31 protein-coding genes, 1 tRNA gene, 2 pseudogenes and 1 other annotated feature are annotated in these 26,071 nt (G+C 62.8%); of the genes and pseudogenes, 4 read left to right on the plus strand and 30 right to left on the minus strand.

What is annotated here, in order from left to right:
- Positions 1-92 precede the first annotated feature (92 nt).
- The 5 genes and pseudogenes from J2W49_RS23470 to peaA form a co-directional block, all read right to left on the minus strand.
- Positions 93-335: pseudogene (locus J2W49_RS23470) on the minus strand (IS30 family transposase); the annotation flags it as partial.
- A 22-nt stretch (positions 336-357) separates the two neighbouring features.
- Positions 358-1,485, minus strand: a complete 1,128-nt coding sequence (gene peaD, locus J2W49_RS23475; protein ID WP_310321839.1) for a quinohemoprotein amine dehydrogenase subunit beta — start codon at positions 1,483-1,485, stop codon at positions 358-360.
- Between the two features lie 23 nt (positions 1,486-1,508).
- On the minus strand, positions 1,509-1,829 hold the full coding sequence (qhpC, locus tag J2W49_RS23480) for a quinohemoprotein amine dehydrogenase subunit gamma (protein ID WP_310321841.1): 321 nt from the start codon (positions 1,827-1,829) through the stop codon (positions 1,509-1,511).
- A 1-nt stretch (position 1,830) separates the two neighbouring features.
- Complete coding sequence (peaB, locus tag J2W49_RS23485) at positions 1,831-3,261, minus strand: quinohemoprotein amine dehydrogenase maturation protein (protein ID WP_310321843.1); 1,431 nt, start codon at positions 3,259-3,261, stop codon at positions 1,831-1,833.
- 28 nt (positions 3,262-3,289) lie between these two features.
- Positions 3,290-4,882: a quinohemoprotein amine dehydrogenase subunit alpha gene (peaA, locus tag J2W49_RS23490; protein WP_310321844.1), complete on the minus strand. Its 1,593-nt coding sequence runs from the start codon at positions 4,880-4,882 to the stop codon at positions 3,290-3,292.
- Between the two features lie 187 nt (positions 4,883-5,069).
- Here peaA and J2W49_RS23495 point away from each other — a divergent pair, with 187 nt between their 5' ends.
- The gene (locus J2W49_RS23495) at positions 5,070-6,065 is read left to right on the plus strand and encodes a helix-turn-helix domain-containing protein (RefSeq protein WP_310321846.1); all 996 of its coding nucleotides are present in this window, start codon (positions 5,070-5,072) and stop codon (positions 6,063-6,065) included.
- A gap of 67 nt (positions 6,066-6,132) precedes the next feature.
- On the opposite strand, the gene qhpG is transcribed toward J2W49_RS23495, so the two are convergent.
- The 3 genes from qhpG to J2W49_RS23510 are packed head-to-tail and all read right to left on the minus strand — an operon-like array spanning position 6,133 to position 9,873.
- Positions 6,133-7,479, minus strand: coding sequence for a flavin-dependent monooxygenase QhpG (gene qhpG / locus J2W49_RS23500; protein WP_310321848.1), 1,347 nt, complete (start codon positions 7,477-7,479; stop codon positions 6,133-6,135).
- On the minus strand, positions 7,476-8,141 hold the full coding sequence (qhpE, locus tag J2W49_RS23505) for a subtilisin-like serine protease QhpE (protein ID WP_310321849.1): 666 nt from the start codon (positions 8,139-8,141) through the stop codon (positions 7,476-7,478). The genes qhpG and qhpE overlap by 4 nt, the downstream gene beginning before the upstream one ends.
- Positions 8,134-9,873 (minus strand): ABC transporter ATP-binding protein, encoded by a 1,740-nt coding sequence (locus tag J2W49_RS23510; protein WP_310321852.1) that lies wholly within the window; start codon positions 9,871-9,873, stop codon positions 8,134-8,136. Before J2W49_RS23510 ends, qhpE begins: the two co-directional genes overlap by 8 nt.
- Before the next feature lie 463 nt (positions 9,874-10,336).
- Here J2W49_RS23510 and J2W49_RS25785 point away from each other — a divergent pair, with 463 nt between their 5' ends.
- The 3 genes and pseudogenes from J2W49_RS25785 to J2W49_RS23520 all read left to right on the plus strand — a co-directional run.
- Positions 10,337-10,531 (plus strand): helix-turn-helix domain-containing protein, encoded by a 195-nt coding sequence (locus J2W49_RS25785; protein ID WP_405001076.1) that lies wholly within the window; start codon positions 10,337-10,339, stop codon positions 10,529-10,531.
- 76 nt (positions 10,532-10,607) lie between these two features.
- The gene (locus J2W49_RS23515) at positions 10,608-11,876 is read left to right on the plus strand and encodes a DUF5996 family protein (RefSeq protein ID WP_310321854.1); all 1,269 of its coding nucleotides are present in this window, start codon (positions 10,608-10,610) and stop codon (positions 11,874-11,876) included.
- Positions 11,877-11,906: 30 nt separating this feature from the next.
- Positions 11,907-12,667 (plus strand): annotated as a pseudogene (locus J2W49_RS23520) (IS3 family transposase); the annotation flags it as partial.
- Positions 12,188-12,304, plus strand: a sequence feature (AL1L pseudoknot). It overlaps the preceding pseudogene by 117 nt.
- A gap of 147 nt (positions 12,668-12,814) precedes the next feature.
- Here J2W49_RS23520 and J2W49_RS23525 read toward each other — a convergent pair.
- The 22 genes from J2W49_RS23525 to J2W49_RS23630 all read right to left on the minus strand — a co-directional run bounded on the left by J2W49_RS23525 (position 12,815) and on the right by J2W49_RS23630 (position 25,857).
- Positions 12,815-12,891: transfer RNA gene (locus J2W49_RS23525), tRNA-Met, on the minus strand.
- Between the two features lie 17 nt (positions 12,892-12,908).
- The gene (gene rplQ, locus J2W49_RS23530; RefSeq protein ID WP_310321855.1) at positions 12,909-13,304 is read right to left on the minus strand and encodes a 50S ribosomal protein L17; all 396 of its coding nucleotides are present in this window, start codon (positions 13,302-13,304) and stop codon (positions 12,909-12,911) included.
- 72 nt (positions 13,305-13,376) lie between these two features.
- Positions 13,377-14,363 carry a DNA-directed RNA polymerase subunit alpha gene (locus tag J2W49_RS23535; RefSeq protein WP_310321856.1) on the minus strand — a complete coding sequence of 329 codons (987 nt, stop codon included), beginning with the start codon at positions 14,361-14,363 and terminating at the stop codon, positions 13,377-13,379.
- Between the two features lie 90 nt (positions 14,364-14,453).
- Positions 14,454-15,077: a 30S ribosomal protein S4 gene (rpsD, locus tag J2W49_RS23540; RefSeq protein WP_310321857.1), complete on the minus strand. Its 624-nt coding sequence runs from the start codon at positions 15,075-15,077 to the stop codon at positions 14,454-14,456.
- 164 nt (positions 15,078-15,241) lie between these two features.
- Positions 15,242-15,646: a 30S ribosomal protein S11 gene (gene rpsK, locus J2W49_RS23545; protein WP_310321859.1), complete on the minus strand. Its 405-nt coding sequence runs from the start codon at positions 15,644-15,646 to the stop codon at positions 15,242-15,244.
- A gap of 18 nt (positions 15,647-15,664) precedes the next feature.
- Positions 15,665-16,030: a 30S ribosomal protein S13 gene (gene rpsM, locus J2W49_RS23550; RefSeq protein WP_310321860.1), complete on the minus strand. Its 366-nt coding sequence runs from the start codon at positions 16,028-16,030 to the stop codon at positions 15,665-15,667.
- A 22-nt stretch (positions 16,031-16,052) separates the two neighbouring features.
- Positions 16,053-16,166 (minus strand): 50S ribosomal protein L36, encoded by a 114-nt coding sequence (gene rpmJ, locus J2W49_RS23555; RefSeq protein ID WP_084236402.1) that lies wholly within the window; start codon positions 16,164-16,166, stop codon positions 16,053-16,055.
- 43 nt (positions 16,167-16,209) lie between these two features.
- Positions 16,210-16,428 (minus strand): translation initiation factor IF-1, encoded by a 219-nt coding sequence (gene infA / locus J2W49_RS23560; RefSeq protein WP_310321863.1) that lies wholly within the window; start codon positions 16,426-16,428, stop codon positions 16,210-16,212.
- 5 nt (positions 16,429-16,433) lie between these two features.
- Positions 16,434-17,747: a preprotein translocase subunit SecY gene (gene secY / locus J2W49_RS23565; RefSeq protein ID WP_310321864.1), complete on the minus strand. Its 1,314-nt coding sequence runs from the start codon at positions 17,745-17,747 to the stop codon at positions 16,434-16,436.
- Between the two features lie 22 nt (positions 17,748-17,769).
- Positions 17,770-18,201 (minus strand): 50S ribosomal protein L15, encoded by a 432-nt coding sequence (gene rplO, locus J2W49_RS23570; protein ID WP_310321866.1) that lies wholly within the window; start codon positions 18,199-18,201, stop codon positions 17,770-17,772.
- 16 nt (positions 18,202-18,217) lie between these two features.
- Complete coding sequence (gene rpmD / locus J2W49_RS23575) at positions 18,218-18,400, minus strand: 50S ribosomal protein L30 (protein WP_304914139.1); 183 nt, start codon at positions 18,398-18,400, stop codon at positions 18,218-18,220.
- Positions 18,401-18,411: 11 nt separating this feature from the next.
- Entirely contained in the window at positions 18,412-18,930 is a 519-nt protein-coding gene (rpsE, locus tag J2W49_RS23580) for a 30S ribosomal protein S5 (RefSeq protein ID WP_068174947.1), read from the minus strand.
- 18 nt (positions 18,931-18,948) lie between these two features.
- The gene (rplR, locus tag J2W49_RS23585; RefSeq protein WP_310321868.1) at positions 18,949-19,314 is read right to left on the minus strand and encodes a 50S ribosomal protein L18; all 366 of its coding nucleotides are present in this window, start codon (positions 19,312-19,314) and stop codon (positions 18,949-18,951) included.
- A gap of 11 nt (positions 19,315-19,325) precedes the next feature.
- Positions 19,326-19,859, minus strand: a complete 534-nt coding sequence (gene rplF, locus J2W49_RS23590) for a 50S ribosomal protein L6 (protein ID WP_310321869.1) — start codon at positions 19,857-19,859, stop codon at positions 19,326-19,328.
- Between the two features lie 23 nt (positions 19,860-19,882).
- The gene (rpsH, locus tag J2W49_RS23595) at positions 19,883-20,278 is read right to left on the minus strand and encodes a 30S ribosomal protein S8 (RefSeq protein WP_204735158.1); all 396 of its coding nucleotides are present in this window, start codon (positions 20,276-20,278) and stop codon (positions 19,883-19,885) included.
- An 18-nt stretch (positions 20,279-20,296) separates the two neighbouring features.
- Positions 20,297-20,602 carry a 30S ribosomal protein S14 gene (rpsN, locus tag J2W49_RS23600; protein WP_304914143.1) on the minus strand — a complete coding sequence of 102 codons (306 nt, stop codon included), beginning with the start codon at positions 20,600-20,602 and terminating at the stop codon, positions 20,297-20,299.
- An 8-nt stretch (positions 20,603-20,610) separates the two neighbouring features.
- A complete protein-coding gene (gene rplE / locus J2W49_RS23605) occupies positions 20,611-21,150 on the minus strand; it encodes a 50S ribosomal protein L5 (RefSeq protein ID WP_310321870.1) in 540 nt (179 codons plus the stop codon).
- Between the two features lie 2 nt (positions 21,151-21,152).
- Entirely contained in the window at positions 21,153-21,473 is a 321-nt protein-coding gene (gene rplX, locus J2W49_RS23610) for a 50S ribosomal protein L24 (RefSeq protein WP_310321871.1), read from the minus strand.
- A 9-nt stretch (positions 21,474-21,482) separates the two neighbouring features.
- Entirely contained in the window at positions 21,483-21,851 is a 369-nt protein-coding gene (gene rplN, locus J2W49_RS23615; RefSeq protein WP_310321872.1) for a 50S ribosomal protein L14, read from the minus strand.
- A gap of 197 nt (positions 21,852-22,048) precedes the next feature.
- Entirely contained in the window at positions 22,049-23,635 is a 1,587-nt protein-coding gene (locus J2W49_RS23620) for a glycerol-3-phosphate dehydrogenase/oxidase (RefSeq protein ID WP_310321873.1), read from the minus strand.
- A 71-nt stretch (positions 23,636-23,706) separates the two neighbouring features.
- Positions 23,707-25,440 (minus strand): ABC transporter substrate-binding protein, encoded by a 1,734-nt coding sequence (locus tag J2W49_RS23625; RefSeq protein ID WP_310321874.1) that lies wholly within the window; start codon positions 25,438-25,440, stop codon positions 23,707-23,709.
- Positions 25,441-25,548: 108 nt separating this feature from the next.
- Positions 25,549-25,857: a DUF2160 domain-containing protein gene (locus J2W49_RS23630; RefSeq protein ID WP_310321876.1), complete on the minus strand. Its 309-nt coding sequence runs from the start codon at positions 25,855-25,857 to the stop codon at positions 25,549-25,551.
- Between the last annotated feature and the right edge of the window lie 214 nt (positions 25,858-26,071).

A 26,071-nucleotide genomic window follows, 5' to 3' on the forward strand; every position in this document is an offset into this window, starting at 1 on the left:
AGCCCGAATGTAAGGCAGCAGTCCTTTCAAGCTTTCTCGACGCCAACGCTTGCACTCCTTGGGCGGACCATGTAAGTGCAACACCCTGGGTTTCAATGAACGAGGGTGGAATGTTGCAGGCTGTTGAGCAGGAGCTCCCGATAGACCGCCAAGGGTGATCGCACCCCCAGGCCTTTTCTGGGCCGGTTGTTGATCTGATCGGCAATCCCGTCGAGCTGCTCCTGGCTGTGGATGGAGAGGTCGGTGCCCTTGGGCAGGTACTGGCGCACCAGTCCGTCGGTGTTCTCGTTGGAGCCACTCTGCCACGGGCTGTGCGGGTCACAGCAGTACACCGCCTATGGAATTGGCGCAAGGCACTCAGCGCGTGAAGATCTGCGGCGAGGCCGCCCCCATGTCGCCGCCGGGCAGCGCAATCGAGGCCACTGGCTTGAGGGCGTCCGCGTCGTACACCGACAGGATGTTCCAGGTCCCACCCAGGTAGACCTTGCTGCCTTCGCGATTGAGCGACACCGTGTAATGCGAGTGCGGGATTTCCGCCGCTGCGAGCAGCTTCTTCTGCTTTACGTCGTACTTGGCCAATCGGTTGAGCACACCAAACATGAGGTTCGGATCCTTGGGCGAGCGTGCGCCGGTGAAGTAGATCTCGGTGAATGGACCAAAGTCGCGCGTCTCGACCTTGCCGGTCTTCAGGTTCACGTTGAAGTAGCCATAGATCCAGTCGGCGGTGGCTGGGTCGTCGGTCTTGCCCTTGAACTTGGCGGTGGTGTAGAGCACGGTGAAGTCCTCGGCCGCGTTTTTCAGTGGCCAAACGCTGAGCACGTCGGGTGGCGCGTAGCGCGGGCGCTTCCAGTTGCGCGAGGGAATCGCGACCGTGTGTTTGCCTGTTAGTGGATCGAACTTGTAGATGTCGGGCCCAACCATGTAGAGCGAGCCGTCGTGCCCGGTGGCCATCACGGTCACCTGTCGCGGCGCCGGCAGGGTGCGCAGCGGTTTGGCGTCCTCGCCCGCCCGCGCGTCGTACACCGCCAGCCGCGGCTCACCGATGCGATAGTGGTCGGCGTTCAGCGTGGTCGGCGTCTGGATGACGTAGAGCTGCTTGCTGTCATTGCTCAGGGAGAGCGCGAACAGCGCCTTGGCGCGCTCCACGGGCCTCTGAGACATCTTGGCCTGGAACACGACCTTGCAGCTGTCCAGCTCGATGCCATGCACTTCGTCAAAGCGGTTGGTCACGAGGTAGGCGGTCGATCCGTCGGGCGACATGACCAGCGTGGCCGGGCCGACCGAGCCGGGCACCGGGCAGGTCTTGTAGAGCGCGTCGGTCTTGAGATCAACAACATGCAGGTTGTCGGGGTAATTGCCAACCACCAGGTACTCGTCGCCCGGGACCAGTGCCTTGTCGGTGTTGAGCGAGCCGGCCGAGGCCACGGCCGGCAGCATGGTAGCCAGCAACAGGCCGCACCACCTGGGAGCAAATGTCTGCTTCATGGGGAGCACTCCTTGTGTACGGTTCATTCGGTGGGAAAGACGGTGCCAAGGTTGCGCCAGTCGTCGCGCGTGCTCGGGGCGGTCTTGTTCCAGTCCGGGTAGGTGTTCATGGTGTCAGGCACCTGGGCCGGCCACCAGCAGGGGTCGGCGCAGCCGTAGAGGTCGGCCTCCATGGGCTGGCACAACGAGGCCACACCGCCAAAGGCGTCGACTTCCCAACCAGGGTCGAAGGTGCTGGCGCAGCCGACGACGCTGGACATCGCGACGACGTCATCGACCTTGTCTTGAGACACGGCCTGCTCCAGCAACTGGGCCTTCTGGTTGATGGCTTGGAGGTGTTTCATGTCAGTGCACCTTTCGGGGTGAGATGAAGCGGTCAATGAAGGAAGGGTTCTTGGCCATGATTTCGCTGTAGACGCCGATGCCGAAGTCCACCCAGTCGCGCATGAGGTTGCAGTAGTGGTAGGTGGGATGGATCGGGTCCTGGTAGCGCGCGTAGCTCTCGTGGTAACAACCACCGGCACAGAAATTGCGGATGCGGCAGGTCTCGCAACCGGTGCCCGTGCGGTCCAGACGCTGGTCAAGGAACTCGCCAAGAGCCTGCTTCTGAATGCCGGTCTTCACGTCGCCGAACTTCGGCAGGCTGGAGCCCGTGAAGCGGTGGCAGAGGTTGAGGCCGCCCTCGTGGTCCACCGCCAGCATCTTCAACCCCGCGCCGCAAGGCAAGGCCTTGCGCTGGCCTTCGTGCAGGTCGGTGATGAGCTGATGCAGGTTGGAGAAACCGGTGGTGCGGCCTTCCAGAGCCTCGCTGAGGTAGCGTTCGCCCAGGCGTTTGAAGCCGGCGAAAACCTCGTGCAGCTCTTCGGGTGTGAGGTTGAAGGTATCGATGTCGCCCGAGGTCACGGGCGCAAAACCGACTTCTGCAAAGCCCATCTCGTTGAACAGGTGGTCCCAGATACGCTCGACCTCGGTGGTGCCGTGGGTGAGCGTAACGCGCGCGCCGATGGGCCTCGCCGTGTAGCGGGCCAGCAGCTTGCGCGCCTTGTCACTGACGGTGCGGTAGGTGCCCTTGCCGCCCACGGTGCGGCGGTTGCGGTCGTGGATCGCCTCGGGCCCGTCCATGCTGATCGCGATGCCGAAATTGTGCTCGTCCAGCCAGTCGACGGTCTCGTCGTTGAGCATCGTGGCGTTGGTGGTCATCACGAAGTCCACCTGCTTGCCCAGTTGGGCAAAGCGGGCCTCGCAGTAGTCCACCACCTGGCGGATCAACTTGAGGTTGGACAACGGCTCGCCGCCAAAAAACACCACGCTGAAGCGTTTCTCGCTGGGTGACTCAGCCAGCATCAGCTCGATCGACTGCTGCGCGGTTTCCAGCGACATGCGCCGCCCCTTGTCGGGCGTGTCCAAGTCTTCCTTGTAGCAGTAGGTGCAACTGAGGTTGCATCCCGTGTTGACGTTCAGCACCACGGTGTTGATCGCCAGGTTGCCCACTGTGGTGAGCGGCTTGGCGGCGGGCGCGGGGCGACCGTCGCTCAGCAGATCCATGGTGAGCAGCTCGCCGACGGTTTCGCGCAGGTCCTGTTCAGGAAAGCGGTTGCAAAGCTGCTGCACCAACTGGTCGGTGGTGAGGGACTGCGTGCGGACCCGCTCCAGCACAGTGTCGGTCATCTCGTCGATGCCATACAGCGCGTTGGTGGGGATGTGCAGCATCATGGTGCGCTCGCCCACGTGCACCCGGTGCAGGTTGTGCTCGCGCAGGCTCAGGGTGTCGTTCATGTGAGGTTCCTTGCGTGGGGTGGGCGGTTCATGGCAGCGGCGGGTTGTTCCAGCGCTGCACGGTCACGATGAAATGGGCCTTGCCGGTCAGTGTCTTCTTGCCCTCCGTCACCGTCGCCACCGCGTTGAGGTTGCCGGCGTTGTTGGTACTCATGCGTCGCTTCGGGTTGGGGCCAGCACCTCCGGGAATGAACACCCCCGTGTCAACGTTCATCAGTCCGGCAAACTCCACGTCTCGGTCGTTTTTGGCGGTGTCGTCGAACGGCTCGACCGACCATTTGGCGGGCACCACGCCGATGACCCAGTCGTCCTTGGTGCCGGGCTTGCGGTCCGGGCCGGCTGAATACGCCACAGCCTCGAAGCGGCCCTGCACCACCGGCGTCGAACCGCCACTCCCACCGACGCGGCCGATGGCGTAGTCGGGCGTGACCTTCACGTAGTCGATGCGGTCAAACACCGCCAATTTCACGGCCGGCGCTGCGCCGACGGTGAGGTTCTTCAGGCCCCGAGGGGCCGACTTCGCGGCCGCCACCTTGAGCACCACCTGCTGCGGATCGCGCGAGACGGTCTCCACAAGCTGGAGACCCTGGGGCAGTTTCACCTCGCCATCCAGCCCGGTGCCGACGATACGCAGCGTGGCCGTTTCGCCAGCACGGATGAGGGCGGGTTGTAGCGCCAGCACTTGGGCCCCGGCGTCGTGCCTGGCGGCCACCAGGTCTCCGCCGCTCTCTTCCTGCTCACGCTCGAACATGCGGCCACTGGCACGGTCGCCGTCCAGCGCGAGCACCTGGCGCATCTTCACGCCGTCCACGTCGAGGTCAGCGCGCCACTCGTAGCCGGTGTAGACCAGCGCCGGGCCACTGCCCTTCAGCTCGCTGCCATCGGCCCAGGTGCCATCGAGGCTCACCGTGTAGCGGTCGGCCGAGGCGCCGGCCGCCACCGCCATCACCCCGGCGTACTCCCCCTTGCCAGGCCAGCGGCCTGCCACTGTCCAACGGCCCACCGGGTTCACCGGCGCCCGGGCCTTCCAGTCGGTCCAGGCTTTGGATTCGTAGGGGTAGTTCTTGGTCAGGTAAGGCACCATCTCCTTGAAGGCGATGTTCACCCAGTCGCGGTCCCGGCCCAGGGCTTGGTACTCGATGGTCGGGAACTGGCCGACGTGGAAGTGCACCAGATGCTCCCACTCCGCCATCGGGCGTCGTTGCAACTCCACCCGGGCGCCGGAATGGCAGCGGGCGCACATCTGGCCGAACAGTTCGCTCTTGTGCTGCTCGATGGTGTTCAGGCGCCGCTCCATCGCGTAGCGCGCGCCCTGAGTTTCCGACGGCGCCAGCCCCTGTGTGTCGGCCAGGTGTTTGACCACGGTGCGCACCTCTTCAGCAGTGAGATCGGCATGGTGCAAGGTGCGCATGCGCGTGATCGTCATCAGCCAGCCCTCGGGCGTCTTGCGCTGTTGCAGTCGGTTGACCTGCTCACCCGTCTTGGTGTGACAGGCGACGCACTTGGTGTTGATGATTTCCTGCGCTGACAGCGTGGCGGCGCCCGCGGTCGGCATTGCCGCCAGCCAGACGAACGCGGCGCCCAGCGGCGCCAGCGACCTGAGTTTGTGCTTCCAGTTCATGGGGTCTCTCCTCGGCAAATTTGCCGCCTTGTGACGGCTGGGGTGGATGCTAGGGAGATTCCCGATGGCGCCGTATCCAGTTTTGGCAAATGCTTCGAGTCCGCCGCAGCGGCATGTTTTTTGCATCGGACCAAAGGTGCTCACCACGCCGGTGCAGTGCGCTTTCCCCACGAAACCCAGTCGTCCCATGCACCGATTCCAAGGTCCCGCAGTGCTCCACCGTCCGGCCAGCGACGCCGTGAGCGTCCGCGTCAGAGACACCCACGACGCCGACGAACAGGCCGCCTGTCTGCTGGACTGGGGCCAGTGCTATGAACAGATGAGCAGCGGCGCCTTCGACGGGCATTTCGAGTCCTACTGTTTCGACGGCGTGGAGCTGTTCCGCGAAGAAGCCAATCAGGTGGTGCAACAGTACGGCCGGCCCCGACCCGGAACCCTGACCATTGGCGCGCTGCTCGACGCAGACGAGGGCGGCCGCTTCTGCGGCGCCCCCTTGACCCCAGACCACCACTTCTTTCTGCGCGGCGGCAAAGAGTTCCATTTCCGAACGCCGCAGCGCGTGAGCCTGACGGCCGTCACGGTCGACATGGAGCGCTTTGGCGCCTACTGCCAGCGTGTGGGCGAGATGCCGCCCCCCGGCGCCTGCCTGGACAGTGGTCTGGTGCGGCGGAACCCGCGGGACGACCTGGGTGGCCTGCTGGGCAGCCTGATGCAGAGCCTGCGCCACTCGCCCGACATGCTGCGCCACGCTACCCTGCGTCGCTGCCTGGAGGAAGGCCTGCACAGCACCCTGCTGGGCATGAGCAACCCCACCGAGATGGCAGGCAAGGACCTGACCGCCAGCACCCGGCAATATGTGGTGGGCAAGGCGCGCGACTACATGCGCGAGCATGTGGAAGAAGCTATCACCGTGAGCGAACTGTGTGCGCACATTCGCGTCTCGCGTCGCACGCTGCAGTACTCGTTCCAGGACGTGCTGGGCACCAACCCGGCCCGCTATTTGCGCAACATGCGCCTCAATGGGGCACGGCGCGAGATCCGGCGTCAGACCGACGCGCGCGCGCCGATGGCCGACATCGCGGCGCACTGGGGCTTCTGGCACCCCTCTCGGTTTGCCGCAGAGTACAAGTCGCTGTTCGGCGAGCTGCCTTCACAAACGCTGAAGGCAGCCACCCAGCACTGAGGCCCACACGTATTGCGCCGCAGGTGTTCTGTCGGGCGTGCCATCGCTGCGACGACCTGGCTCGAGTTCATACCCAGCCCTGCCCTCGCATCCAGTGCCACATGGCCAACGCACGCTCGGGTGCACAGCCTGGCACCTGCGCCATCGCGTCCACCTCACGCCCCGGCGCGGCCCTGGCCGCACGCCACAGTGGCGCCACCGGCTGGCCGTCGACGTGCCACACGCCCAGCGGCTGCTCGGCGGTGACCACCACCTCGGCCAGGCGGATGCGGTCGTGGTCCACCACCGGCCGCGCTTCGACGCGCGGCGCAGCTGACCCTGCCGGTGCGTGCGCCGGCAGCGCGTCTGGCCAGGCCCGGCGCGCGGCCCAGAACGCCTGGTCGGCCCAGCGCAGCTCCTGAGCGTAGAAGTCGCGGCCGATGCGCGCGAAGCGCTGGAACAACCCGTGCACCCGCTCGCGATGGAAACGCTGCGCGTGCGGCGCTTCGGTCGGGTGGTTCAGCAAGGTGTGGATGACGATGGGAGCCTGCAGTGCCGACGACAGCGACTGGAAGATGCCGTTACCCGAGAGCGGGTCGGCCGCCATGGCGGCATCGCCTACCCTGAGCCAGGTCCCGCCACCCACCTCAGGCGACAGCACCGCGGCGCTGGTGCGCGCCAGGGCGTGCACCTCGGCCGCCGGAACAGCCAGAAACGGCAAGGCCGAGGCCACCGTGGCCAGCCGCTCGCGGATGAAAGCGCCAAGCTGTGCACGCGGGGGCAGCTTTATTGCCGACGGATCAACTGTCAGTTGCAGGCAGCAGGCACCGCCGGGCAGGTGCGCCATCCAGGCCCAGCCCTCGGGCAGGCTTTCCACCGCCGAACAAGCCTGGCCGCCGGGCGCACCCTGACCACGCCAGAGCAAGGTCACGGTCTCCGGCCCGCGCGTCACGCCCTGCGGCGGGTGGGGCGCCAGCCGCCCCCGTGCCTCGACCACGAATTGCGCACGCAAGCTCTGCGGTTGTTTGTCCTCCGCCCGCTGGATCTGCAGCACATGCCCCTGCCCGCCCGCGCCGGGCTGCCAACGCAGCACCCGCGCGGCCAGGCACTCGACGCCATGATCCTGCAGCTCCTGCCAGAGCAGGCGATCGAAGGCGGCGCGGTCCATCAGCCGCTCGGTGTTGAGCGCCGAACTCACGCCGGCCCACGTTGCGCGGCGAGGTGACGGCGAGGCGATGGCCGTCAGCGCCGCTTCAATGCCTGCACCCTGCAGCCCCGCCACCACGCGCTCGGACACACCTTCGATGGCGTCGAAGACGCGCGGCACGCCGAGCACCGTCACGTCGTGGCCAAGCCGCCGCAGACCCAGTGCCACGATGGCACCGGCCGGACCGGCGCCGAGCACCACGATGCCGCGTTCGAGGGCGTCATTCATGAGCTGCGCCGTTCCGGGCCGTGAAAACTCGCTGTGCTCACCAGCGCCTTCCAGACGGCAGTCCGATCGCACAACACCACCCCACCGGCCATCAGCGCCGCTACGCGCCCGCTCAGATGCGCACAACCCAGGCTGGCTCCCGCGTGCGCGCGGTCGCCGTCCGGCGGCACCACGCAGGCGCCAAAGTCGGCGTGGGGCAACAGCAGGGCCGAGTGCTGGCCGGGCGCGCAGCGTGCATCGCCCATGACGCGGAACACGCCCGGGTAGCCCGCCGGAAACACCGGCTCGCCCCGCGCGGGGGTTGAAGCAATCACAAGGCGTCCCTGTGCCAGCGCGCGCTCGCAGGCGGCGCGCAGCGGCGGGTGGTCCTGCCGCACGCCCAGGCTAAGGTTGATCACCTCCGCGCCCTGGTCCACCAGCCAGTCCAGCGCGCGCGCCACGGTCGCGCCGTCGGTGCGCAGCGTCTCGCCGAACACCTGGGCCACGCACAACCGCGCCTCGGGCGCCTGTGCCGCAATGGCTTGCAGCACGCGCGAGCCGTGGCCTATGCGGTCCTGCGCGTTCCCGACCTCTGTGGCGAAGCTGCGGGCCACCTCGACCTGGTCCTTCAATGACACAGGCCAGCCGCTGTCAACCACACCAACCCGCACCGGATCAGCCATGCGCGAACTCCACGCCATCGTGCGAGCAGACCTCGATGCGCCCGGCCACCAGGTTCAGTCGCACCGTGCAACCCACCCAGGCGCTGGGCCGGTGGCTGACCACGATGCGCGTGCGGCCGGCGAAGCAGGCGTCGATCTGCACCAGGATCTGCGCCTCCATCGCCTCGTCCACGGCCGATGTCGCCTCGTCGAGGATCAGCACTGCCGGATCCTGCAGCAGCGCACGCGCAATCGCGATGCGCTGGCGCTGCCCGCCCGAAAGCGTCTGACCGCGTTCACCCACCGGCGTGTGCAGCCCCTCGGACAGCGAAGCGATCCATTCGCCCAGACCGGCGCGCTCGGCTGCCTGCGCGACTGCTGCCTCGTCGGCACCGGGGCAGGCGTAGCGGATGTTCTCCAACAGCGGCGCGCGGAAAAGCACGATGTCCTGGCTCACCACCGCAACCGCACGGCGCAGGTCGGCCAGCGCGAGGTGCCGCAGGTCGATGCCGTCCAGCGTCACCGCACCGGCCTGCGGGTCGTGGTGGCGCAGCAGCAGGTCGATCAGCGTGCTCTTGCCCGCACCCGAAGCACCGGTCAGCGCCACGCGCTCGCCCGCCGGGATCATCAGACTCGCACCGGCCAGCACCGGTTCGCTGCGACCGGGGTGGATGAACACCACGCCATCCAGCCGAAGCTCACCACGCAGCGGCGCGGGCAGCGGCAAGGGGTTATCCGGGTCGCTCACCGTCACCGGCTCGTCGCGCAACTCGGCCACACGCCCCAGACTCACGCGCACCTTCTGCAGCCCCACGTACCAGCCCAGCAGGCTGTTGACCGGCCCGGTGGCCATGCCCAGGTAGGTCGAGAAAGCGATCAGCGAACCCAGCGCCCACTGGCCGTCGATGACCCAGGCGCCGCCGATCAGGAAGGCCAGCGCGCGCGTCCACGCTGTCAGCTGCCCGGGTACCGCGTGCGTGACGAACTCGATGATCTGCAGCCGAAGCAGCGACGATAGGTAACCCGCGTGCAGCCTGTCCAAGCGCTGCGCCTCGCGCCCTTCCTGCCGACTGGCCTGCACGAACTTGAGCGCGGGCAGCAACTCGACGAAGAAGCTGGACACATCGCCCGAGCGCTCACGCAGCGCGCGCGTGCCATCGGCCACGCGCGGTCGCATGCGACGCAACCACCACCACTCCAAGGGGAGCAGCATTGCCACCAACAGCGTCAGTTCCCACGACAGCCACAGCATCCAGCCCACCGCGCCAACCAGGCCCAGCAGGTTGGACAGCACGGCGAACAGGCTGTCGACCGCGAAGCGCTGTATCTCCGACATGTCGCCGTCCAGCCGTGACATCACATCCCCCGTGCGCCAGCGAGCCCAGAACGCCGGCGACAGGCGCTGCAGGTGCGCAAACAGATCCTGCCGCAAATCGAACAGCACAGCCGCCGAGAGCCGGGTGTGTAAGTAACGGTTGAGACCGGCAAGCAGTGTCGCCGCCAGACCGGTCAGCAGCATGAACAGCGCGGTGGTCCACAGCACCTCGTGGCTTCGTGCGACCAGCCCATCGTCAATCAGGCGTTTGACCAGCAGCGGCTGCAGCAGTACCAGCGACGAGGCAAAGACCGACAGTGCCAGCACCCCGGACATGGCGCGCGCGCGGGGTCGCACGAAGGCGAACAGCCACGCCCACTGGTGGCGTTCGCTTCCCGTGCGTTGCCGGGCCAGCAGCGGAGAAAGCAAGCTGAACATGGAAACATCGTCGCACAAGATCGCAGTCATCAAGTACATCAGAAGTGGCTTTGTGGCGCACCAACCTCGCGCAAAACGCGTTACCAAAGTCGGCTATCCATTCAGCAGTGATAGACCCACTAATAGTGTGAGAAGCGCGAATGCCTTGAAATTTGGGCACGAGGTCGTCATGCGTCATGCGGACTTAGGTACCGGGAAGGCAGCCCTCCAGCGCGGCATCTACGACAACATGAAGTTTGAGGTTCCCCCAGTTTCCCGGTCGGCTTGCTTAGTCCATTAAGCCTTGCTCAAGGCGACTGGGCTGAGGCAGTCGAGCTTTGACCTCTTGAGCAGGCTTGTCTACGAAGGCGTCAAACGGAACGTGCGTATCCCAATCTGAAATCGACAGATTTAACGCGGGAGCGGTATTCGTAAAAGCTGCCCAGCGTTGACCTGCAAGCGCCGCACCTTCACACTTAGTCTCGTGAAGCAGCCCGACACCAGTGCAATTCCCTATTTGGACGATTTAGAACTGCTCTTGGCAATACATCGCCAGCGCGGAATACATGCGGCCGCCATGCGCCTGAGTCTGGACGCATCGACGGTCCGTCGTCGTCTCCGCTCGATGGAGACCATGAGGCAGACAAGCCAGTGCTTCGCGCTTTTTTTCGGCGATTAACCGCCGATCGTGCGCTATCTGCTGCGTCCAGTCTGAGGGTGCGCCTTGATCAGACCATCGAACCAAGGAGAGAAAAATGAAACACCAATGGCCGAAGCTCGACTATCTGGGCTGGCGCGACACCTGCTCCGCATTGCATCTCTATTTGCAGGTGGCCGGGAAGTACCGACTGGCGCACACGCCGTGGAACAACCACTCCTGGCACGCGACCTTCTATGTCACGCCGCGGGGATTGACCTCCTCGTTGATCCCTGACGGTCCGGGCATCGAGATTTTGTTCGATTTTCACGACCATCAAGTCGTCGGGACGTGTGGTGATGGGCGCGAAGCGTCCTTCGCGCTGCGACCGACTACAGTCGCCGAATTCCATGCCGAGTTTCGTCGCCTCGTATCCGATCTGGGCGGAACCCCGCGCTTCGACGGGAAGCCCAACGAAGTCCCGAACCCGGTGCCGTTCGCCGACGACGAACGAGACCGGCCCTACGACCGCGACGCAGTCCATCGCTTTCACCAGGCACTGATGGCGATCGACCGGGTCTTCAAGACGTTCCGCACATCCTTTCTCGGCAAGTGCAGCCCTGTGCATCTCTTCTGGGGCAGTTTCGACATGGCCGTCACCAGGTTCTCCGGACGCCGCGCACCGCTTCATGGCGGAGGCGTCCCGGCATTGCCAAACGATGTGGCGCAGGAGGCCTACGACCGCGAAGTCTCGTCAGCGGGTTTCTGGCCGGGTGGCGGCGGGATCGACTATCCGGCCTTCTACGCCTACGCCTATCCGTCGCCAGGCGGATACCGATCTGCGCCGGTAGAACCCGACGCGGGGTTCTGGCACGAAGGGCTGTCAGAGTTCATCCTTCCATATGACGCCGTCCAATCGGCCGAGGACGGCGACGCCGCGCTCCTCGCCTTTCTCAGGTCGACCTACGAGGCCGCCGCAGACCTCGGGCGCTGGGATCGCGACACGCTGGAATGCGGTCTAGGGCGCCCCGCGACCGTGCGGCCCTCGGACTCGACGTCCCTGACAACAAAAGCGCCGCTGCCGAGCGAGCCGGTCGGACGCGAAGACCAGGTTTCCAAGGGGCGTTATTACATGACGATCGACGGCTACGAAGCCGAGATGACCTATAGCCGCGCCGGCGAAGCGCTCATCATCATCGACCATACCGATGTGCCCGACGCTTTGCGCGGTCGCAGGGTCGGCGAGCGAATGGTCCGCCAAGCCGTCGACGACGCCCGGAAGGACGGGGTCGCAATCATTGCGCTCTGCCCGTTCGCGAAGGCGCAGTTCGACCGCCATCACGATCTGAATGACGTGCTGCACCGGTTGAACCGCCCCGGGTTTTGAGGAGGCTCTTTTCCCTGAGAGGATAGAGCCATGAGCAAGAAGTCGAACCAGTTTTCACCTGAGGTCCGCGAACGCGCTGTTCGCATGGTGCGCGAGCATCGTGGCGAGTACCCCTCGCTGTGGGCTGCCATCGAATCCATCGCCCCTAAGATCGGCTGCGTGCCCCAGACCCTCAACGAATGGGTCAAGCGCGACCAGATCGATGCCGGCGTGCGCGACGGCATCACGACATCCGAACGTGAACAGATGAAGGCGCTGGAGCGCGAGGTCAAAGAGTTGCGCAAGGCCAACGAGATCTTGAAGCTGGCCAGCGCGTTTTTCGCCCAGGCGGAGCTCGACCGCCGTCTGAAGTCCTGAACGACTTCGTCGATCAGCATCGACAGGCCTACGGGGTCGAGTCGATCTGCAAAGTCCTGCAGATCGCTCCGTCAGGCTATTGGCGCCATGCCGCCCGTCAACGCAACCCCCAGCTACGCTGTTCGCGCGCCCAACGTGACGACACCTTGGTGCCGCACATTGAACGTGTCTGGCAGGCCAATATGCAGGTCTATGGTGCCGACAAAGTTTGGAAACAGATGAACCGGGAGGGCGTCGCCATTGCCCGCTGCACGGTCGAGCGGTTGATGAAGCGCCTGGGCTTGCAGGGTGTGCGCCGAGGCAAGGTGGTGCGCACCACCACCAGTGACATGAAGGCACCGTGCCCGCTGGACCGGGTCAACCGACAGTTCAAAGCCGAGCGGCCCAACCAGCTTTGGGTCTCGGACTTCACCTACGTTTCAACCTGGCAAGGCTAGCTGTACGTGGCCTTCGATCACTCGTCACAACTGCCCAATGGTCACAAACACTGCTTGGCATTTTTGTGACGGCACAGACCTCGTCACAAACAAAAAAGCCCTCGTTTCCGAGGGCTTCGATGACAAGCAAGTGCTTGATTTTGTTGGTTGCGGAGGCAAGATTTGAACTTGCGACCTTTGGGTTATGAGCCCAACGAGCTACCAGGCTGCTCCACTCCGCGTCAAGCCTTGTATTCTATCACGCTTTGTCGATGTCTTCCGCTGCGGTGGTGTCTTCTGCACGGTCCACCAGTTCAACGAGTGCCATCGGCGCGTTGTCGCCGACGCGGAAACCCATTTTCAGAATGCGGGTGTAGCCACCTGGGCGCGCCTTGAAGCGTGGGCCCAGTTCGTTGAACAGTTTCACGACCACGTCGCGATCGCGCAGGCGGTCAAAGGCCAGGCGACGGTTGGCGACGGTGGGAACCTTGGCCAGGGTGATCATGGGTTCCACCACGCGGCGCAGCTCTTTGGCCTTCGGCACTGTGGTTTTGATGGCTTCGTGCGTGAGCAGCGAATTCATCATGTTGCGCAGCATGGCGAGGCGGTGCTCGCTGGTGCGGTTGAGTTTACGAAGTCCGTGTCCGTGACGCATGTGAGATTTCCTTTCGATGTTTTGCCCCCAGCCGTATCAGGTACTGGAGGTTCGTCAGACAGTTGAATGTCTTCAGTGCTTGTCGAGACCAGCCGGCGGCCAGTTTTCGAGCTTCATACCCAAGGTGAGACCGCGCGAAGCGAGCACTTCCTTGATTTCGTTGAGCGACTTGCGACCCAGATTGGGGGTCTTGAGCAGCTCGTTTTCGGTGCGCTGAATCAGGTCACCGATGTAATAGATGTTCTCTGCCTTGAGGCAGTTGGCCGAACGCACCGTGAGTTCGAGCTCGTCGACCGGACGCAGCAGGATCGGGTCGAACTGCTGTGAGCTGCGCTGTGCGGGCTGGTCGAACGCTGAGAGTTCGACACCTTCGAGCTGCGCAAACACGGCCAACTGTTCCACCAAGATCTTGGCGGAAGCACGCACGGCTTCTTCTGGGCCGATGGAGCCGTTGGTTTCGATTTCGAGCACCAGCTTGTCCAGATCGGTGCGCTGCTCCACGCGAGCGCTTTCCACCGTGTAGCTCACGCGCTTCACGGGTGAGAACGAAGCGTCGAGCACGATACGGCCAATCGAACGCGACTGTTCATCGTTGCGGCGCAGGCTGCCCGGCACATAGCCACGGCCCTTTTCCACCTTGATCTGCATGTCGAGCTTGGCGCCGGCAGACAGCGTGGCAATCACGTGGTTGGGGTTGACAATCTCGACATCGTGCGGGGTCTGGATGTCGGCCGCCGTGACCAGGCCTTCGCCGTCTTTGCGCAGGCTCAGTGTGACTTCGTCGCGGTTGTGGAGCTTGAACACCACGCCCTTGAGGTTGAGCAGCATGTTGACGACGTCTTCCTGTACGCCATCGATGGAGGAATACTCGTGCACCACACCTGCAATGGTGACCTCGGTCGGCGCGTGGCCCACCATGGAAGAAAGCAGCACCCGGCGCAGGGCGTTGCCCAGCGTGTGGCCGTAGCCGCGCTCGAAAGGCTCGAGCGTGACTTTGGCACGGTTGGTCGAGAGTTGCTCGACGTTGATGGTTTTGGGCTTCAGCAGATTGTTCAGCATTCAAACTTCCTTCAGTACCCTCGGCTCGTTACACCGATAAGGCAGACGGAGCATGGCCCGACCGCACTTGCGTGCAAGCCGGGAACGAAATTAACGGGAATACAGTTCGACGATCAACGATTCGTTGATGTCAGCCGCGAACTCGTCGCGGTCAGGCGACTTCTTGAACACGCCTTCGGCTTTGTCGACGGCAACGTCAACCCATGCAGGGAAGCCGATCTGCTTGGCCAGTTCGAGCGCTTCGATCACGCGAGCCTGCTTCTTCGACTTTTCGCGCACCGCGATCACGTCACCAGCCTTCACCGAGTAGGAAGGGATGTTCACGGACTTGCCGTTCACGGTGATCGCCTTGTGGGATACGATCTGGCGGGCTTCTGCGCGGGTGGAGGCAAAGCCCATGCGGAACACGACGTTGTCAAGACGGGCTTCCAGCAGGAACAGCAGGTTGGCGCCGGTGTTGCCACGGCGGCGGTCGGCCTCAGCGAAGTAACGGCGGAACTGACGCTCCAGAACACCATAGGTGCGCTTGACCTTCTGCTTTTCGCGCAGCTGAACGCCGAAGTCGGAGGTGCGCTGACCGGAAGTGCGGCCATGCTGGCCGGGTTTTGAATCAAATTTGGCCTTGTCGCTGATGGAGCGGCGGGCACTCTTGAGCAACAGGTCGGCGCCTTCACGGCGGGAAAGTTTGGCCTTGGGGCCGAGGTAACGTGCCACGTTGTGTTCCTTGTTTGTCTGCCGCAACCCACATCAGATCGATGTCATTGCGGGAGCCAGTTCCAGGCGGGATCTGGCAGTGGGCTTAGTAAAAATGCCACCGCAGGAAACCGCGGTGGCTCGCAAAAAGAAAAGCCTTTGATTCTACCCTGAACGGGCGAACCTCAGATGCGGCGACGCTTTTGGGGGCGGCAGCCGTTGTGGGGCACAGGGGTCACATCAGCGATGGAGTTGATGCGAATGCCCAGAGCGCCGAGCGCACGAACCGATGATTCGCGACCTGGGCCGGGGCCCTTGATCTCGACGTCCAGGTTCTTAATGCCCTGCTCGATGGCAGCGCGGCCAGCCACCTCTGAAGCCACCTGGGCGGCAAAAGGCGTGGACTTGCGCGAGCCTTTGAAGCCCTGACCACCAGACGAAGCCCATGAAAGCGCGTTGCCTTGACGGTCGGTGATGGTGATGATGGTGTTGTTGAACGATGCATGCACGTGTGCAATACCATCAGCAATGTTCTTGCGGACTTTCTTGCGAACGCGGGCCGATGCGTTGCTGGAGGGTGACTTAGCCATAGGAATCCTTCAAACCAATTATTTCTTCAGCGACTGGGCGGCCTTGCGGGGACCCTTGCGCGTACGGGCATTGGTCTTCGTGCGCTGGCCACGCAGGGGCAGACCACGACGGTGACGGAAGCCACGGTAGCAACCGATGTCCATCAAACGCTTGATGTTCATCGTGGTTTCACGGCGCAGGTCACCCTCGATCGTGAATACACCGACCTGATCGCGAACTTTTTCCAGTTCTGCGTCGCTCAGATCTTTGATCTTCTTGGTGTAGTCGATACCGCAGGCCTCGCAAATCTTCCGAGCGCGGGTGCGACCAATGCCAAAAATTGCCGTCAAGCCGATTTCGGCGTGCTTGTGCGGCGGAATGTTGATGCCTGCAATACGAGCCATGATTTACCTCTGAACTTACCAATCAGCCTTGACGCTGCTTGTGACGCGGATCGGTGCAGATGACCCGCACGATGCCGTGACGCTTGATGATTTTACAGTTGCGGCACATTTTTTTGACCGAAGCTGAAACTCTCATAGTTTTCTCCTAAATATTCCAAATACACCCAACCACCGACTGACTACTTTGTCCTGAAAACGATTCTTGCCCGGGTCAGGTCGTAGGGCGTGAGCTCCACTTTGACCTTGTCTCCGGGAAGAATCCGGATGTAGTGCATCCGCATCTTTCCAGAAATGTGCCCAAGCACCACGTGTCCGTTTTCGAGTTTGACTCTGAACGTTGCGTTGGGCAGGTTTTCAACCACCTCCCCCTGCATCTCGATCACGTCGTCCCGGGACATTTACCTCAGCCAGAAGTCTTGAAATTTGCTTTCTTGAGCAGCGATTCGTATTGCTGCGACATCATGTAGTTCTGAACCTGAGCCATGAAATCCATCGTGACCACCACAATGATCAGCAGTGAGGTTCCACCAAAGTAGAACGGCACGTTGTATTTCAGGATCAGGAATTCGGGAAGCAGGCAGACGGCAGTGATGTAAATGGCACCTGCCAAGGTCAGCCTGAGCAAAATCTTGTCGATGTAGCGGGCGGTCTGATCACCTGGACGAATGCCCGGAATGAAGGCACCGCTCTTCTTCAGGTTGTCGGCCGTTTCGCGGCTGTTGAACTGCAACGCTGTGTAGAAAAAGCAGAAGAAAACGATGGCAGCGGCGTACAGCGCAACATAGATAGGTTGCCCTGGCGACAGAGCGGAAGCAATGTCGCGCAACCAGCGGGTCGAATCACCGGTACTGATCCAGCTCACCAGCGTGGTGGGCAGCAGGATGATGCTCGAAGCAAAGATAGGCGGGATGACACCGGCCATGTTCAGCTTCAAAGGCAGATGCGAAGACTGACCGCCATAGACCTTGTTGCCCACTTGGCGCCGCGCGTAGTTCACCAGAATCTTGCGCTGACCACGCTCAACGAACACCACAAAGTAGGTCACCAGGATCACCAGGGCAATGATGAACAAGGCGATCAGGATGTTCATGGCGCCGGTACGCACCAACTCCAGCAACCCACCGATGGCACTGGGCAACCCCGAGACGATGCTGGCGAAGATCAGCAATGAAATCCCATTGCCCAGACCCCGCTCGGTGATCTGCTCACCCAGCCACATAAGGAACATCGTGCCTGCCACCAGGCTGACCACCGCCGTCAGGCGGAAACCCATGCCGGGATCGATCACCAGACCTTGCTGACCTTCGAGCGCCAGGGCGATGCCCATGGACTGGAAAATGGCCAGGGCCAGGGTGCCGTAGCGGGTGTACTGGGTAATCTTGCGACGACCCGCTTCACCTTCTTTTTTCAACTGCTCAAACGTGGGCACCACGTAGGTCATCAGTTGCATGATGATCGACGCCGAGATGTACGGCATGATCCCCAGTGCAAAGACCGCAAAGCGCGACAAGGCACCACCCGAGAACATGTTGAACAGGTTCAGGATGCCGCCCTGCTGCCCCTGGAACAGCTGCTGGAGCTGGTCAGGGTCGATCCCCGGCACGGGAATGTGCGAGCCGATGCGATAGACAACCAAAGCCAGCAACAGGAACACAAGTCGGCGACGAAGGTCGCCGAACTTGCCTGTTTTGGCCAGAGAGGTGGGTCCAGTTGCCACAGAATGCCTTCAGCGTTTCTGTTTAAGCCAGCGAGCCGCCAGCCGCTTCAATGGCCAGCTTGGCCGCGGCGGTGGCTGCGATGTTCTTCAGCGTGACCGCACGTGCGATTTCGCCGGTCTTGATGACTTTGACGCGCTTGGCCATGTGAGGGACCAGGCCCGCCTGCTTGAGCACGAGCATGTCCACTTCGGCGGCTTCCAGAGCATTGAGGTCCGTCAGCGTCACTTCGGCGTTGAACTGCAGCTGTGCAGATTTGAAGCCACGCTTGGGCAAACGGCGCTGCAGCGGCATCTGACCGCCTTCAAAGCCGACCTTGTGGTAGCCACCCGCACGGGACTTCTGACCCTTGTGACCGCGACCGGCGGTTTTACCCAGACCCGAGCCGATACCACGACCGACACGGCGCTTGGCATGCTTGGCGCCTTCAGAAGGCTTGATAGTGTTGAGTTCCATGTCTTGCGACTCCGGTTCAGAGTACCTTGACCAGGTAAGCGATCTTGTTGATCATGCCGCGCACGGCGGGCGTGTCCTGCAGCTCGCTGATGCTGTTGACTTTGCGCAGGCCCAGGCCCCGCACGGTGTCACGGTGGGATTGCTTGGTACCAATGGGGCTGCGCACCAGTTGGACCTTAACGGTGGTTTGTGTGGTCATGATCGTTCCAATCAGCCCAGGATGTCTTCGACCGACTTGCCGCGCTTGGCAGCCACATCGGAGGGCGTGGTCGAGTTCTTCAGTGCGTCCAGCGTGGCGCGCACCAGGTTGTAGGGGTTGCTCGAGCCGTGGCTCTTGGCGACGACATCGGTGATGCCCAGCACTTCGAACACTGCGCGCATGGGGCCGCCGGCAATGATGCCGGTACCCTTGGAGGCGGGCAGCATCATGACGTTGGAGGCACCGTGCTCGCCGTGTACGCTGTGGTGCAGCGAACCGTTCTTGAGCGACACCTTGATCATGTTGCGACGGGCCTGTTCCATGGCCTTTTGCACGGCCACCGGCACTTCACGCGCCTTGCCCTTGCCCATGCCCACGCGGCCATCGCCATCACCAACCACGGTCAGCGCTGCGAAACCGAGAATGCGACCGCCCTTGACCACCTTGGTCACGCGGTTGATCGCGATCATCTTCTCGCGCAAACCGTCGTCGTTCGCTTCGTTCTTGATGTTTGCCGTAAATTTAGCCATTGTGTGTATTCCGTTTGATCAGAACTGCAGGCCAGCTTCACGAGCCGCGTCTGCAAGGGCTTTCACCCGGCCATGGTAGGCAAAACCGGAACGGTCGAACGCCACCTTCTCAATACCTGCAGCCTTCGCTTTTTCTGCGATGCGCTTGCCGATCAGGGCCGCGGCCGAGGCGTTGCCGCCCTTGCCCGCACCACCGATTTGAGCGCGCACTTCGGCTTCTGCCGTGGAGGCGGTGGCCAGCACTTTGCTGCCATCGTCGGAAATCACGCTCGCGTAGATGTGCAGGTTGGTGCGGTTCACGGTCAGGCGAACGGCGCTTTGCTGCGCAATGCGGATGCGCGTCTGACGGGCGCGGCGGAGACGTTGCTCTTTTTTGGTCAACATGATCCTGATCCTTACTTCTTCTTGGTTTCTTTGATCGTGACCTTCTCATCCGCATAGCGGATGCCCTTGCCCTTGTAAGGCTCGGGGGGGCGCACGGCGCGCACCTCGGAAGCGATCTGGCCCACGCGCTGACGATCGGCACCCTTAATCAGGATTTCGGTCGGCGTCGGGGTTTCCACCTTGATTCCGGCAGGCATGTCCATCACCACGGGGTGGGAGTAGCCGACCGTCAGGTTGAGCTTGGCGCCTTGAGCCTGGGCCTTGTAGCCCACACCCAGCAGCGACAACTTCTTTTCGAAGCCCTTGCTCACACCATTGACCATGTTGTTCACCAGCTGACGCATGGTGCCCGACATGGCATTGGCTTCGCGAGAGTCGTTCACCGGGGTGAACGACAGCGAGCCAGCCTTGTTTTCAATCTTGACCAGGGCGTTTTCTGCCAGAGCCAGGGCACCCAGGGCGCCCTTGACATTGACGAGACCGTCCTTGACAGCCACTTCCACCCCAGCAGGGACGGTGACCGGCAATTTTCCAATACGTGACATTCAGTTGCTCCTCAATGCCCGCATCAGGCGACGTAACACAGGACTTCACCACCGACACCGGTAGCGCGCGCCTTGCGATCGGTCATCACACCCTGGGGCGTGGTGACGATGGCCACACCCAGACCGTTCTGGACCTGGGGAATGGCGTTGCGACCGCGGTAGACACGCAGGCCGGGACGGCTGACGCGCTCGATGCGTTCGATGACCGGACGGCCGGCGTAGTACTTGAGGGCGATCTCAAGCTCGTTCTTGCCGTCGGCGCTCTTGACCTGGAAGCCGTCGATATAGCCCTCGTCCTTCAGGACCTGGGCAATAGCGGCCTTGACCTTGGAAGCCGGCATCGTCACAACGGCCTTTTCGACCATCTGTGCGTTGCGGATGCGGGTCAACATGTCGGCGATAGGATCACTCATGCTCATTTGTGGTTCTCCTAGGGCTTACCAGCTGGCTTTGGTGATACCGGGGATTTCACCGGCAAAGGCCATTTCGCGAACCTTGGCACGTGCCAGGCCGAATTGGGCGAAAGTGCCACGCGGACGACCCGTGATCTCGCAGCGGTTGCGCTGACGCGTCGGGTTGGCGTTGCGGGGCAGCTTCTGCAGACCCAGACGGGCCGCATCGCGCTCTTCATCGCTCTTTTTGGCGTCGTTGGCGGTTGCTTTCAACTCGGTGTATTTCTTGGCAAACTTGGCGGCGAGCTTTTCGCGCTTGAGTTCACGTTGGAGAAGTGCTTGTTTAGCCACGCGCCACCTCAGTTCTTGAACGGGAAACGGAAACCGGCCAGCAGCGCTTTGCACTCTGCGTCACTCTTGGCGGTTGTCGTGATGCTGATGTTGAGGCCGCGCAAGGCATCCACCTTGTCGTACTCGATCTCAGGGAAAATGATCTGCTCTTTGACGCCGATGTTGTAGTTGCCACGGCCGTCAAATGCCTTGCCCGAAATACCACGGAAGTCGCGCACCCGGGGCAGCGCCACGGTGACGAAACGGTCCAGGAATTCGTACATGCGGGCGCCACGCAGGGTCACCATGCAACCAATGGGCTGCTGCTCACGGATCTTGAAACCCGCAATGGCCTTGCGCGCCTTGGTCACCACCGGCTTCTGGCCAGCGATCTTGGTCAGGTCGCCCACGGCGCTGTCCATGACCTTCTTGTCGGCAACCGCCTCGCTCACACCCATGTTGAGCGTGATCTTGGTGATACGCGGCACTTCCATGATCGACTTGTAGCCGAACTTCTCGACCAGGCTCGGCGCAACGGTGTCGCGGTAGATGTCTTGCAAACGTGTCATGCTCATGCCACCTTGATTTCTTCGCCGCTGGACTTGAAGACGCGCACTTTTTTGCCGTCGGCCAGGAGCTTGATGCCCACGCGATCCGCCTTGCCCGTGGCGCCATTGAAGATGGCCACATTGGACTGATGGATCGGCATGGTCTTCTCGATGATGCCGCCGGTGATGCCCTTCATGGGGTTCGGCTTGGCATGCTTCTTCACGATGTTCACACCTTCGACGACCAGCTTGCTGTCGTCGGCACGAAGCACCACCTTGCCGCGCTTGCCTTTGTCACGGCCGGCAATCACGATGACCTCATCGCCACTACGAATCTTGTTCATGATGATTCCTCAGAGAACCTCGGGAGCCAGCGAAACGATCTTCATGAACTTTTCGGTGCGCAGTTCGCGCGTGACCGGTCCGAAGATGCGGGTGCCGATGGGCTCCAGCTTGGCATTGAGCAACACTGCTGCGTTGCCGTCGAATTTGATCAAGGCGCCGTCAGGACGACGAATGCCCTTGGCGGTGCGAACCACCACAGCGCTGTAAACCTCGCCTTTTTTGACGCGGCCACGCGGAGCGGCTTCTTTGATGGAGACCTTGATGACGTCGCCGACGCTGGCGTAGCGACGCTTGGAGCCGCCGAGCACCTTGATGCACATCACGGACTTGGCACCCGTGTTGTCGGCAACATCGAGTCGAGATTGCGTTTGGATCATTTGATTTAAGTCCCAACTTGAATCCTCCCCGCCACCACGGCCGGGAGTGATCAGTCTTGGGCCCGTCGTCGCCAACCCCAACATCCTGCATTGCACAGGAATCTGTTGTGGCCCGCTTCGGTGGGCAGAAAGCCTCGCCTTTTCAAGCGAAGCCGCCAATTATGGCATGGGTTTATCCCGTCGTCAACAAGCCGGTGTCAAATTGACTCGGCACACAGCGTGTGATGGCGGCAGAGCGCCAGGAATGCCTCGAGTTCGGTGGATGGACAACCCTCTTCCCGAAGGATGGCCGCCACGCCTGGCGCCATGGCAGCAGCTGCGGCGGCGTCCAGATACAACACCCGCCACCGGCGGGACAGCACGTCTTCTACGGTTTGCGCATATTCATGACGGGTGGCGAATCGCACCATGGCTTCGGTCAGACCCATGCCCAACTGGCGGTCAGCACCGGGGCATGCCATGACCCGGGCAGCCTCGGTTCCATACAGATGCAGGCCAGGCGCAGCAAAGATGGGGGAGGCAGCGGCGCCCGGACCGGGCGCTCCCAGGACCGCGTGACGTTCGGTCAATCCGCCTGGCCTCTCCGGCAGGAAGCCTTCGTCGAAACAACGTTCCAGCACGTCTTCGGCCATGGCGCGGTAAGTGGTCCATTTGCCACCCGTCACGGTGATCAGCCCATTGGGGTCGGCGATGATCGTGTGTTCCCTTGACAGGGTCTTGGTGGTGCCGTCCGCGTTCTTGGGCGGCGCCACCAGAGGGCGCAGCCCGACCCAGACGCTTCGTACGTCTTCCCTGCGCACCGGGCGACTGAGCGCGCGGCTGGCTTCAGACAGAATGAAGTCGAGTTCTTCGGCGAAGGCCTCCGGCTCACGGGGCAGGTCCTGGCGGGGCGTGTCGGTGGTGCCGAGCACGATCTTGCCCAACCAGGGCACGGCAAACAGCACCCGGCCATCGGGGGTCTTGGGCACCAACAAGGCCGCTTCGCCACCCAGGAATTCGCGGTCAACCACCACATGAACGCCCTGGCTGGGGCTGACCATGCGCTGGGGCGGCGCCTGCGGGATCTGACCCTGCGTGGCAGCCCGCACCTCGTCGACCCACACACCAGTGGCGTTCACCACACACCGAGCAGCCACTGTGAAAGCGCCTTCTCCGAAGTGGTCGCACGCATCCACTTCAAACCGGGCGCTAACGGACTCGCCCTGACGGCGAATGGCAGTGACTTTGGCGTAGTTCAGTACCACCGCCCCCGCAGCTTCTGCGGTCCGTGCCAGGCCAAGCGCAAAGCGGGCATCGTCGAACTGGCCATCCCAGTACTTCACGCCGCCACGCAGGCGCTGGGTATTCACACCCGGCAGCGCTGCCCGCGTGCTGTTGGCGTCCAGGAATTCGGTCCGTCCCAGGCCGGCAGCTCCGGCGAGCAGGTCGTAAAGCTTGAGGCCGATACCGTAGAAAGGGGTCTGCCACCACTGGTAGGACGGCATGACAAAAGGCAGGGGTTGCGCCAGGTGAGGCGCCATGCGCAGCACGGTGGCGCGTTCAGCCAGCGCCTCGCGCACCAATGAAAGATTGCCCTGGGCGAGATAGCGCACCCCGCCATGCAGCAGTTTGGTGGAGCGGGACGAGGTGCCGCCCGCGAAGTCGTGCGACTCCAGCAAGACCACGGAAAAACCGCGCAGCGCTGCGTCCAATGCCACCCCGAGCCCGGTGGCGCCGCCACCCACGACCACAAGGTCGTACACGGTTTGTCGGGACAGCGATTCAAGCAGTTCTGCGCGTTTCATGAAATGAGGAGATGGCCCCCCACGCCGTTCCGGCATGAGGGGCTGGTTGCTACAAACTCAGGCGCTGTCGATCAGCGCACCTTGCCATTCTTCCAAGCGTTGAGCAGCTGGTCGTAGGCGATGGTTTCGCCCTTGGGCTTCTCGTTGGCCAGCTTCTTCCAGGGCGCAGCCTTGTCGCTGAGGTACTTGTTGGGGTCGCCCTTGGGGTTGAGCTTGGGCGCGCAACGCTCCATGCCGGCGCGCTCCAGGCGGGCCATCACCTGATCCATTTGCTCGGCCAGGTTGTCCATGGCCGCCTGAGGCGTTTTCTCGCCAGTGACCGCCTCGGCCACGTTCTGCCACCAGAGCTGGGCCAGGCGTGGGTAGTCAGGCACGTTGGTGCCGGTAGGCGTCCAGGCCACGCGCGCGGGGCTGCGGTAGAACTCCACCAGACCACCCAGCTTGGGGGCCATGTCGGTCATGGCCTTGGACTGGATGTCGGACTCACGGATGGGGGTCAGGCCGACGATGGTCTTCTTCAGCGAGGTGGTCTTGGCGGTCACGAACTGGGCGTAGAGCCAGGCAGCCGCGGTCTTGTTCTCGTCGTGCTTCTCGAAGAAGGTCCACGAGCCCACGTCCTGGTAGCCGTTCTGCATGCCCTGCTTCCAGTACGGGCCGTTGGGGCCGGGCGCCATGCGCCACTTGGGCGTGCCGTCGGCATTGACCACCGGCAGGCCGGGCTTGGTCATGTCGGCCGTGAAGGCGGTGTACCAGAAGATCTGCTGGGCGATCTGGCCTTGGGCTGGCACGGGGCCGGCTTCGCCGAAGGTCATGCCGGTGGCTTCCTTGGGCGCGTACTTCTTCATCCAGTCGATGTACTTGGTCAACGCGTACACGGCAGCCGGCGAGTTCGTGGCCCCTCCGCGCGACACCGAAGCGCCCTGCGGGTGGCAACCGTCGGCCGAGGCGCGGATGCCCCATTCGTCGACCGGCTTGCCGTTGGGGATGCCCACATCGGCGGTGCCGGCCATGGAGAGCCAGGCGTCGGTGAAGCGCCAGCCCAACGAGGGATCCTTCTTGCCGTAGTCCATATGGCCGTAAATCGGCTTGCCGTCGATGGTCTTGACGTCTTCGCTGAAGAAGGCGGCGATGTCTTCGTAGGCACTCCAATTCAGGGGCACGCCCAAGTCGTAACCGTACTTGGCCTTGAACTTGTCTTTGAGGTCCTGGCGGGCGAACAGGTCGGCGCGGAACCAGTAGAGGTTGGCGAACTGCTGGGTGGGCAGTTGGTAGAGCTTGCCGTCCGGGCCGGTGGTGAAGCTGGTGCCGATGAAGTCCTTGATGTCCAGACCCGGGTTGGTGTATTCCTTGCCCTTGCCGGCCATGTAGTCGGTCAGGTTCATGATCTTGCCGTAGCGGTAGTGCGTACCGATCAGGTCGGAGTCGCTGATCCAGCCGTCGTAGATCGACTTGCCAGACTGCATGGAGGTCTGCAGTTTTTCAACCACGTCGCCTTCCTGGATCAGGTCGTGCTTGACCTTGATGCCTGTGATTTCTTCGAACGCCTTGGCCAGCGTCTTGCTCTCGTACTCGTGCGTGGTGATGGTCTCGGAGACCACCGAAATCTCCCGAACGCCTTTGGCCTTGAGCTTGGCCGCAGTGTCGATGAACCACTTCATCTCGGCAGCCTGCTGATCCTTGCTCAGCGTGGAGGGCTGGAACTCGCTGTCGATCCAGCGTTTGGCGGCGGCCTCGTCGGCCCATGTCACCTGGGAGCCCATGGCCAGCAAGGCTGCCAGTGCAAGGGCGGTGTGTCGTAATTTCATGTCGTCTCCTCTTTCGATGCGCTTCCCCGGTGGTTTGACACGGAATGGCTCGGCCCCGGGGAAGCAATGGGCCGAATTCACGAAATCAGGCAATGGCGTTGGCGGGCATCAGCCCTTGCGCATGACGATCACCATCCACACCGCCGCAATACCCAGGGCGATCCAGATGCTGGGATCCTGCTCCAGCGACAACCACTGCGCGACCCAACCGGACAGGCCAACGAATGCCAGGTGGATGTAGGCCGAGCCCAGTAGACCGATGAACAATCGATCACCACGCGTGGTGACCATGGGCAAAAAACCCTTGCGCTCTATCGTGGGCGATTTGATTTCCCACACCGTCATGCCGATCAGCATGAGCACGATGCAGGTAAAAAAAACAGCAACAGGGGTGGTCCACACCATCCAGTCAAACATGGCATCCCCCCTGCGCGCCCTCGGCGCTTCCCCCCAGAGGGGGGACGACACTCGCGGCCCGGCGGAGCCGGTTCCGCGGCGTCCCTTGAATCTCTGGCGCGGCGTGTGTACAGACTTCGATCATTTGAGCTCCGTGAACAGTTCCGAAAGCACGAGCAGGCGATCGCCGTGCCTCCAATCCAGGGCCACTGTGGAACCGGCTTCGCCGGGCCAC

Origin of the sequence: Hydrogenophaga palleronii, assembly GCF_031457455.1 — a bacterium.
Classification (GTDB): domain Bacteria; phylum Pseudomonadota; class Gammaproteobacteria; order Burkholderiales; family Burkholderiaceae_C; genus Hydrogenophaga; species Hydrogenophaga palleronii_A.